Here is a 10969-nt window from a genome sequence, read left to right as displayed (position 1 = left end):
TAAATAATTTACACTCTTGAAAGTGGGATGGGCGTCCCGCCCGTCCAGAAAGGGCGGGCGGGACGCCCATCCCACAATAACCATCACGCATTGTAAGTTATTTAATTCTCATTCCTCACCACTTTCCTGACATCGTGCCCTTGAGTCTCAATTCTTCTCGACTAACTAGAGCTTCGTAGTAATCGGGTTTGATTTCGAGGGCGACTCCGTAAGAGCTAATGGCATCTTGAGTTCGCTGCAATTTTTGCAAAACGTCGCCTCGCTGCGCCCAAGCTTCCCAGTTGTCTGGCTTGAGTTGAATCACTTGGTCAAAAGCGACGAGTGCTTGGGAATACTTCTGCATTTCCCCTAGGATCAGACCTCGCTGTACCCAGCCTTGATAGTTGTCCGGCCAGATAGTAATTGCTCGATCGTATGATGCTAGAGCTTGTTCGTACTGCTGCAATTTTGACAAAGCGTTGCCGCGTTTCAACCAAGCTTCAAAATTGTCGGGCACGATTTTAATTACGCGGTTGTAAGCTGCGACGGCTTCTTCGTAACGCTGCAACTTTTCCAGCGCTGCGCCTTGCTGCAACCCTACTTTTGATGTAATTTCTGCTTCTGAAGTCAGAGAGATTACTTTATCAAAACAGGCTATCGCTTCTTCGTATTGCTGCAATTTTTCCAAAGCTTCGCCTCGCAAGTTCCAAGCTTCTAGAAAGTTACCTTCAATTTGTAGGGCATTACTGTAAGCGATAATTGCCTCTTTGTAGCGTTCCAATCCTGCTAGCGCCATGCCTCTACCCAGCCAAGCTTCGGGAAAATTCGGATTAATTTGAATGGCTTGGTCAAAAGCAGCGATCGCCCCTTCAAAATCTCTCGATTCTGACAGTGTTTGACCGCGCCCGATCCATGCTTCGGGATACAAAGAATTAATTTGAATTGCCCGATCGAAACAAGCAATTGCCGCATCGGCCCACTGGTGTTTGAGGGCCATTCCTTTATAAAACCAAGCTTCGCAGTCGTTGGGCTGCATTTGCAGTACGCGATCGTAAGCTGTCACCGCTTCTGCGTATTTGTGCAATTTTGCTGAAGCAATGCCCCGATTGAACCAAGCCAGACTATTTTGCGGTTGCAGTTGAATGGCGCGATCGTAAGAAGTTACCGCTTCAGCGTAGCGTTCGGCTTTCATCAAAGCCAAACCTCGGTTCAGCCAAGCTTCCCAATTAGTCGGGACGAGTTTCAGCGCGCGCTCGAAAGCGGCCACGGCTTCAGGATAGCGCTCAGCTTGAACCAACACGTTGCCTTGCCGATACCACATGGCGGGCAAATTTGGATGAAGTTGGGTTGCTTTTTTGTAACAGCTTGCGGCTGTATCCCACTGCTGCAATTCCTCTAAAACTCTGCCCCGCTGATACCAAGCTTCGTGCTTTTCTGAATTGATTTGAATTGCGGTGTCGAAAGCCGCGATCGCTTCTGAGTGATTTTGCAAACTTAACAGCCCTGTGCCGCGCAGCATCCAAGCCCAGTATTCTTCGGGATTAATTGCTGTAGCTCGATCGGCGCAGGCTACGGTTTCTGCGTAGGAGTGCAGTTGTTTGTAAGCTTTGCCCAGATTCAGCCACGCCCGGGCCCAGTCCGGCTTAATTTGAACCGCTTTTCCGTAGCAAAGGACTGCCGCTTCGTACCTTCCCGATGCGTACAATCTATTGCCCCGATCGTAATCTGGAAATGCTGCAAAAATTCTTAAAATCGGCGGCAGCAGAGCTGGCTGGGGGTTTGAGGAGTTTTCAGGAGCCGAAGTCGAGAGGTCTGGCATACGCCTTGCACATAAAAAATTTAGTTGGATAACAAGCTTGCGGTCTTATATAGCGGTTCTCAAGTAAGTGAGGTACGTAGTTGGGCTTTAGCCCTCCGATCGTGCTTATGCAGTAAGTGAGATAAGTGCCTAACAACTCCAATTACCAATTATCAGTCATACCTCATCTACCTGAGAAGAGCTATATATTAACTTATGCTTTTCTTAACTCGCTGCTGTTTTGAGACGAACTTAGCATATCAGGTCTGCTGCCACAAATTATGTTTACTTAACTGTAATGTATAAAATTATGCACCGCTCCCGCTTTGCGTATACCGCTGTAAAATACGGTCAGTCGATTTTCGATTTTCGATTTTCGATTGACCGAAAGCATCCAGGATACAAGCCCCCGGATTCATCCGTCCAGAAATAAAAAACCTGTATCCGATAAAGGAGCCCCCGAATTTATCCGTGGGGTCAATGCTTAAATCTAAAATCTAAAATCTAAAATCTAAAATCGATTGGCTCCACAGATGAATCTAGGAGCTTGAACCAGAGTCTAAAATTTTGATCTCTCCACTACGAGTGTCGGAAACTTGTAATAGCGAGCGAGATGCTCGCTCGCTATATCATCCAAATATATTATTTTGATGCAACCCTCCATGATATGAAAGCAAAAATGGGATGCTCCCAAGAAGGCAGTGTGTTAACTTTTATTACAACGGCTATACATCTTATTAGATAAGAGGTATCCTTGAGCTTGCTTATCGAGTTGCTCAGGATGGCAATGACTAGTAGTTGCTAGATATTACGCAATAAAAACGGCGTTGCTGATTTACGGTATGAAAGGCTAAATATGCCAGTCATAGAAACCAGTATCCACAAAGCTTCTGGATGTTAAACTTATTTTTTTTATACCCTGATTAAGCAACGCCTAAAAACAAATAAATCGATAAATTAATTTATTTTATTGCAACACTTCTTTTTTTCAAAGAGCTAAAAGGAGTTGGTTTGGCAAACATCAAAATTAATTGGTGTTAGACGTTGATTTGGAAAATAAAGTTGAGGGAACAGTTTCATTATGCCAGTCAATTTAAGAATTCGATCTTACAAGACGATCGCCATAATATTCATTGCCTCCTTACTAATCAACGTACTCGCGATGAAAAGCACGTACTCTAAGCAGAGCTGCCCAAAAGTGCAAACTTCAATTCAGATTATCGACGAAACGGGCGGGAGGCAGATTTCTGGCACGTCCCTTGACACTTTGCAGGAGTCACCTTTCAAGAACTATGTAACTACCATTTCCAAACACGTCTCTGCCAAGATTGACGATCGGGCACAGTGCCACGGAGATTTGAAAAGTTCTCCAGAAGTCAAGCTTTTTTTCGTTTACCGTCGGCTGGTCAAGACTGCGCCAATCGTAGCACCGTTCAACTTAGAGCGCACGCAATCTAATGGTAGCAGGCATTTGGATAGTCCTTGGGTAAAACTCACGTTCAGCCGTTCGCCCAGGCTCGTTGTGCGTGCGGTGTTCCTATGGAACGAACGACAGTTTCTGTTCGATCAAGCACTGATGTCGGGCATACGCGCCTCGCCCACCAATCCTCTGGTTCCGATTGATGAGCCCATCTTCGAGCAATTTGTACAAGATTACACCGACTCTGTGCTGCTTGTACCGTCTCCAGAAGCCGTATCTGCCGGCCAAACCAGTATTTCAAAACGCTTGCCACCAGAAATCCTTTGGCTGTTTCGCAATGCGTCGCAAAGCACACGCAGTCCTTTCTCCGGGAGGGTGGACTCCGCTCTTAGATCCGCCGTTGGGTTGGCAGCGAGCGGATATACCGATCTTACCAAGGCTCTCGTTGACCAATTTTTCGCGTCAGAAACGACTGAGAGCCGCTACGAAAGCGTTCTCGATCTGAAAGACCTATTCACCCTCGATCGATACCGAATTAAAAAGCTTCGCTAAGGAGAAAAAATTATGGCTTGGACATTTCCTCAAAAGACCACGTTCACGGGTTTTAGTGCCGCCGAAGAGGCACAGATCCTCGCCGCTTTGCAGACAGCATACAACGGTTCGTCCACAGCTAAGGCTATGTTCGACAACTGGATTAATGCTGCTCCGGGGAATACAATAGACATAAAATTCATGGCGAATCAGTTTCAGGGTCTTGTTAGAGTTACTCCTAGTGGTAATGTTGGTACTGGCCGAGTGGAAATTGATTTTGCAGAGTTGAACAATGCAAGTTACATCAGTCCGACTGGCAAAGCCGTACCAGATACGTTAACCACAGGTTTATTACATGAGCTTGTTCATGCGCTGACTGGAAAAGAAGATAATTTCACATCTTTAGATTACAAAGGAGATACTGTTAAGTTTGCAAATCAGATTTACAAGGAACTTGGTCTCCCCGAACAGGTTTCTTACCTTGGTTCAGACAATAAGGGACTCCATAAACTTAATTATTAGTATACGAATGGTGCAGCGATCGATGCTGCCAAAACTGAGGATGAGCGCTACTTAAGTTCGACCTCACTCGGTACGTCGAGGGACCTGCTAATCGGAGGATCACTCGATAACACTCTTCTGTCTGGTGACGGCAATGACTTTTTGTTCGGCGCTGGCGGCAATGATACGTTGAGCGGAGGCGCTGGTACAGACACTGGAGTTTATTTTGGGAAGGAAACTGACTACGACATCCAGAAAAATTCAGATGGTTCTTGGTCAGTTAGCCATGCACGCGGTGCAAAGGACGCTGGTTCAGATACGCTGAGAAACGTCGAATTCTTGCAGTTTGACGGCGGCAAGACATACAAACTTGCAAAGGGTGGTCTTACCTTCCAAACCGATTTCGCTCTTGTGATCGACACTACAGGCAGCATGGGTTCATCAATAGGAAGTGTGAAAGCGCAGGCATCTTCACTTATTGATGCAGTATTCGCTGGCGGCAAGAACGATGGTCGCATTGGGGTGGTCGGGTTTAAGGACAGTATCAGTGGGGAACCGTCACAGGTTATTCTCCCGTTTACAAATCAAGACGACTTTGCCACCAGAAAAGCCGCCGCACTTGCAGCAATAAATAGCATCACTGTAGGCGGTGGTGGCGACACTCCGGAGACAGCCTTTGACGGGCTTCGTGTTGCACTAGACGGGTCTATGGGGCAATGGAGGTTTGGCGCAGGCGTGCTTCGGATCGCTCTATTTACAGATGCGGCAGCGAAAGACGGCGCCCTAGCTGGCCAAGTGAACGCCCTGGCTAGTAGTATTGGAGCCACGGTCGCAGCGCGTTCCTCCGTAGCGGGATCTGGCGGCTCAGTCGATACCTTTAACCTGGCATTCGGAGGTGACGGTTCGAGCGATACACAACAACGAAGTAACCCAGGTGACCCCAACGCTAATCCCCCTTTTCCATTTGTGCCATCCGACGATCCCATTACTCCTGACCCAACGACTGCACAAGTTCAAATATTTACAATATTTACTGGCCCTAATGGTGTTGATACGTCTGCCCTTGAGGGCATAGCAAACACCACCGGAGGCGACTTCCTTAAGGCCTCGACGGATCAGGACTTGGTGAACATCTTGCTCAACATCATCAATTTACCGCCCGCGTCTGTGAATACTCCTCCCACAGCGGTAAATGACAAGAGCACAACGAACCAGAACATCGCTGTTAGTATAAATGTTTTAGCTAATGACAGTGACCCTAATGGAGATGTCATAACCGTAGAAGCATTTGACAGCGTTTCTACGAAAGGAGGTAGCATTGTTCTTGATAATCGCGGTACGCCTGATAACTTTACTGACGATCGATTAGTTTACACTCCTTTAACGACCTTTAGCGGCAGTGACAGTTTCACTTATACGATTAGCGATGGAACTGCTACAGCTACGGCTTCAGTTCTTGTTGAAGTCGGCGTTGACCTGGACGGCAGTAATGTGACAGATGAACTAACAGGGACACCAGGAGACGATCGCCTTAATGCAGGTAATGGGAATGGAACGCTTATTAACAGGGGTGGGTTGTCTTTAGAAGATGGTAACGACACAATCACTAGCACTGGCGGCATTTACAACGAGGGTGTCATTGATACTGGCAATGGTGATGACTTTATCTTTGTTGACGGAGGCGTTGATGGTACTGGTACCGGATATGGCATTTATAACAACGGCGGTAACATTAATACTGGTGATGGTAACGACTCCATCATTGCTCATGAAGGCTTTGAGTCAGGCTTGAATAGCAGTGGAAGTGTGTTTTTAGGAGAGGGCGAAGACTATATCAAGGGTTTTGGTAGTGGTGATTTTTATGGCGGAAACGGTAATGACACACTAGAATTAACGCCAGGAAGTTATACCGTTGGCATATGGGACACATCGGCGACTTTCACCCAAGGTAACCAACTTATGATAACTTCCGAGTTTGAAAAACTCATAGCTGGTGGCACAACGTATGACTTCACCAGTTTGACTGCTGGTCAGACAATTATTATCGTCTAGCAGTCTATTTGGAAGTAGGGGACAGCTAGCTATGAGAAAAGTTTTGCTGTCCTGAAAGATCCTTGATTCTTTACTGATAACGCTTTTCTCCAATCTCATGAAATAAAAGGTTAAAAATTGTCTCTAGAGCCTCTATTTTTAGATTTCACGGACTGCTTTACCGAGTGCGATCGGGAGTCGATCGACTCGCAGCCGAATTATTGGTACGAAGGCCGTTGTCCTCAAAGCGGCGAGCTGCTGAGACTGCCGCGCACTCGAATGTCAGAGGATCTGGCCCGGGGTTTGATGCAGTACCTTGCTGCTGACGATTTCTACGATCGCGAAGGGAAGATGTACGGCATATTGCTGGTGGAGATGCCTTCGGGGGAACAGGGGATACTCAAAGCATTTTCCGGGCTGCTGAACGGTTGCAGCATTGTTGAGGGGTGGGTGCCACCGATTCCGGGACGAGATCGTGTGGCTTTCGAGGAAGCCCGCACCTTAACTCAATTGGAGGCGATGAAACAGGAACTGATTGCACTCAATCAACTCCCGCAGCGACAAGAGTATGAAGCCTTATTTCGGGAGTTTGAATTGCAAGTGCAAGTTTTGAGCGATCGGCATCGCAATTGCAAGCAGCAGCGAGACGAAAAACGCCAGTTACTGTGTCAAACTCTCGCAGCAGAAACGCTAGAGATTGCCCTGGAACAACTGAATAAAGAAAGCCGTTTGGAGAAAAGTGAACGCAGGCAATTGAAACGACAGCGGGATGAAACATTGCAGCCCCTAAAACAATTAATTGAAGCTGCAGATCGGCGGATGCGGGCGCTGAAACAGCAACGAAAAGAACTTTCCCGCGAACTTCAGACGCAAATGCACGCGGCTTACACTCTGATGAATTTTTTGGGGAAATCGCGATCGATCTCCTCATTGATGCCAACTAATTCTATTCCCACTGGCACCGGCGACTGTTGCGCGCCAAAATTGCTTCACTACGCGGCAGTACACAATCTGAAACCGCTGGCAATGGCTGAGTTTTGGTGGGGGCCGCCATCGGGCGATAAGATTCAGGGAGAATTTTATGGTGCTTGTGGCGATCGGTGTCAGCCGTTGATGGGTTTTTTGCTGTCAGGATTGGCTCAAAACCCGATTGTTTCTAATAATATAAATGAGGGTTTGACGGGCGGGCTAGAAGCCCAACCCCTACTCCCCACAAGCAATAATATTTCTTGTGGAACGGGCATCTTGCCCGTTGCGGGCGGGCTAGAAGCCCAACCCCTACTCCCCACAAATCATCATATTTCTTGTGGAACGGGCATCTTGCCCGTTGCGAGCGGGCTAGAAGCCCAACCCCTACTCCCCACAAGCAATAATATTTCTTGTGGAACGGGCATCTTGCCCGTTACCCAAATGCTACCGATTATCTATGAAGACAAATGGTTAATTGCGGTGAATAAACCTTCAGGGTTGCTGTCAGTCCCAGGTCGTTATTTAGAAAATCAAGATAGTGTTTTCAGTCGTTTGCGTAACTTGTTACTTGATAGTTTAAATTTGACAGTTGTGCATCGTTTAGATTGGGAAACATCTGGGATTTTGCTATTGGCGCGGGACAAAGAAACTAGCAGTCAACTCAGGCAGCAATTTGCACAAAAGCAGGTTCACAAAGTTTATGAAGCGGTGCTTTCGGGTACTGTAAAAATAGATGCGGGGACGATCGATCTTCCACTTTGGGGCGATCCAGAAAATCGCCCTTACCAGCAAGTCAATTGGGAGTGCGGAAAGCCCAGTGTTACTCGCTTTCAGGTAATGACGAGGGAGGGAAATTGCGATCGCGTCGAGTTTTTGCCGCTGACGGGACGCACGCATCAATTGAGGGTTCATGCAGCGGATGTTCGAGGGTTGGGGATACCGATTTTGGGCGATCGACTTTACGGATGTCGGGATGCTGCGAAGCGGCTACACTTGCACGCGCGGGAACTTTCGTTTGAGCATCCGCAGTTGGGAGAAAAGCTGCACTTACAGGCAGAAACACCATTTTGAGCTAAGGGCGATCGGGCCACGATCACTATCTGTACAATAACTAATAACTAATAACCCACAACTACCACTGGGGATCGGAAGCCATCAAAGCAGTCGCAGCCTCGCTGGGTAACGGCTTAGCAAAAAAATAACCTTGGCCGTATTCGCAGCCGATCGACCTCAACCGGGCTAATTGTGCCGCCGTCTCCACACCCTCAGCAATCACATCCATACCCAAAGCATGAGCCAGCGCCACAATCGTCCGCACGATCGCCACATTCTCCCCCTCGCTTTCGAGCTCCATTCGCCCCACAAACGACTTATCAACCTTCAAAGTATCCGTAGGAAACCGACTCAAATAACTCAACGACGAATAACCAGTGCCAAAATCATCAATTCCCAACTTGACATTTAACGCTTTCATCTGCTTCAAAACCGCGATCGCCGACTCCACATCCTCCATCACCACACTCTCAGTAATCTCCAACTTCAAACTCTCGGCACTCAAACCCGTTGTTTCCAAAATCACCTTCAGGCGATCGACCAAATCCGGCTGAGCAAACTGCTTCCCAGATAAATTTACACTCATAATCAAAGCTCGATCGAAACCAAACATTTCCTCCCACAGCCGCAACTGCCGACAAGCCTCCTCCAACACCCACTCACCCAGCGGCACAATTGCCCCCGTTTCCTCAGCCACCGGAATAAACTTGATCGGCCCAATCAAACCCCGCAGCGGGTGTTGCCAGCGTACCAAAGCCTCAAACCCAATAATCCTCCCGCTTGCCAAAGAGACAAACGGCTGATAGTGCAGCAAAAATTCCCGACGCTTGAGGGCAATCCGCAAATCCGTCTCCAACTGCAACCTCTCCACCGCCAAAGCGTGCATCGAAGCATTAAACACCTGATACCTTCCCGTTCCCAAAGCCTTCGCCCGGTACATCGCCGTGTGGGCATCCCGCAGCAAGTGTTCCGGCTGTTCCCTGACAGTAGCAGCGGGTTCGCCCCCCAGGGCAATCCCGATGCTTGCAGTCACAAACACCTCCTGCCCATTCAACTCAAAAGGCACAATTAAAGCTTTGTGAATTCGATCGGCCAAATCCACAGCACTGTCAACATCAATATTCCTCACCAAAATCGCAAAATCATCGCCTCCCACCCGCGCCACAGTATCCGCGCGACCAATACTTGCCCTCAACCGCAGCACCACCGCTATCAGCAGTTCATCCCCCACCAAATGACCCAAAGAATCATTAATCACCTTAAACCTGTCTAAATCCAGAAACAGCACCGCAAACAGATGGCTGTGGCGGCCCCTAGTATTGGCGATCGCCCGCCCCACGCAATCCACGAACAAATCCCGGTTGGGCAAACCCGTTAGAGAATCGTGAAAAGCATCGTAAAGCTTCCTGTAAGCACTGACACCCACACCAGTCACCACCAAACCCAAAGTCGGCGACACTAACGGTATCCAACCACCCAGGGTAAAAATTCCATAACTAATCCCCAACAAAGCCATCAATCCCACACCCCCAGCCAATCCCGCCCTCGCAGGATGCTGAATCCGCCAAGCCACAACCCCGCCAACCATCGCCCAAGCACCGTTCCACAAAATTTCCGCCCATTCCGGCCATACCCAAAACAGCGATCGTCCATCCAAAACCGCACTCAATATTTGGCTGAGCATTTGCGCGTGCAGCAACACCCCCGGCATTTTCGGACTTTGCTTTTTAACCGGGCTGTAAGGCGTCAAAAACAAATCTCTGGTACTCGGTGCCGTCGTCCCGATCAGCACAATCTTGTCCTTAACCCAGCTTGGTTCAATTTCCCCGTTCAATACCTGCCTGATACTGACTTGTCGCGCCACATCCTTACCAGAACGGTATTTGAGCAGAATTTGGTAGCCTGTGGTGTCAATATTTGCATAGCCGCCGCTGTCAGAAGTTAAAGGCACAAATTCTGCCTTTCCCCAGTCGATTTGGTGGGGATGAACAGCGCTATTTTTCTGCTGTACTCTGTCTTTGAGATAGAGCAAAGCCACTTGCATAGAAAACGATAAAGCAATCTTTTTGTCTGGTTGCGAGACTGAGAGCAAATTGCGGCGTACAACACCATCAGGATCGAGCACGAAGTCGTTAAAACCAACTCGATCGGGCGGTATCCCCGGAGGCGCAGGCACTCCCTGACTTTCTGAATCGCTCAATTTATAGATCGCCACCACATTCGGTGCTTTCAGCGCTGCCAGCAATTCTTGGTGTCCCGGCGCTTGAGGCAAATCCCGGTACAAATCCAAACCGATGACTTTTGGCTGATACTTTTGCAGTTTTGTCAAGGTTTGAGCGATCGCACCGTCGGAAACCGGAAATCTCCCCAAAGCTTGAATATCGGCTTCAGAAATTTCCACTACCAGCAGTCGCGGATCCGGGCCGGAATCTGGCTGCAAGCGCACTAACGAGTCAAAACTCCCCAACTCCCAGCTTTGCAGGCCTCCCAACTGCCGAACTCCCATATTCAGCAGCGTTACAGTCGCGCCCACAAGCATTGCAGGCAAAATCCTCACCCGTCGGTTTTGAGAACTCAGGTTGAGGCCAGTTGCCACAGACATGACATATCGAAGATTTCGAGAGAATTTGGCAGTCACAGAAAAAATATGTCGGTGCAAATTAGCTTTGCACAAGTCTGTTCTTACA

At 48.3% G+C, this 10969-nt stretch carries 6 protein-coding genes; 4 read left to right on the top strand and 2 right to left on the bottom strand.

All coding sequences use genetic code 11. The annotated features are described in order from the left end of the window. Positions 1–115 precede the first annotated feature (115 nt). Entirely contained in the window at positions 116–1798 is a 1683-nt protein-coding gene (locus tag QUB39_RS11015; protein ID WP_333208445.1) for a tetratricopeptide repeat protein, read from the bottom strand. 1060 nt (positions 1799–2858) lie between these two features. Between QUB39_RS11015 and QUB39_RS11010 the strand changes: the two genes are divergently transcribed. From QUB39_RS11010 to QUB39_RS10995, 4 genes are all read left to right on the top strand, one after another. Continuing rightward, positions 2859–3749, top strand: coding sequence for a hypothetical protein (locus tag QUB39_RS11010; protein WP_333058325.1), 891 nt, complete (start codon positions 2859–2861; stop codon positions 3747–3749). Positions 3750–3761: 12 nt separating this feature from the next. After that, on the top strand, positions 3762–4250 hold the full coding sequence (locus QUB39_RS11005) for a hypothetical protein (RefSeq protein WP_333058324.1): 489 nt from the start codon (positions 3762–3764) through the stop codon (positions 4248–4250). A gap of 18 nt (positions 4251–4268) precedes the next feature. Then, positions 4269–6281, top strand: coding sequence for an Ig-like domain-containing protein (locus tag QUB39_RS11000; RefSeq protein ID WP_333058327.1), 2013 nt, complete (start codon positions 4269–4271; stop codon positions 6279–6281). A 117-nt stretch (positions 6282–6398) separates the two neighbouring features. Further along, positions 6399–8300: a pseudouridine synthase gene (locus QUB39_RS10995; protein ID WP_333208446.1), complete on the top strand. Its 1902-nt coding sequence runs from the start codon at positions 6399–6401 to the stop codon at positions 8298–8300. Between the two features lie 61 nt (positions 8301–8361). Here QUB39_RS10995 and QUB39_RS10990 read toward each other — a convergent pair whose 3' ends face one another. Next, entirely contained in the window at positions 8362–10884 is a 2523-nt protein-coding gene (locus QUB39_RS10990; protein ID WP_333208447.1) for an EAL domain-containing protein, read from the bottom strand. Positions 10885–10969: the final 85 nt, after the last annotated feature.

This window comes from Microcoleus sp. AT8-B5 (assembly GCF_036705565.1).
Taxonomy (GTDB): Bacteria; Cyanobacteriota; Cyanobacteriia; order Cyanobacteriales; family Microcoleaceae; genus Microcoleus.
The sequence above is the reverse complement of the archived record's forward strand: the minus strand, read 5'-3'. Positions and strand labels throughout refer to the sequence as shown.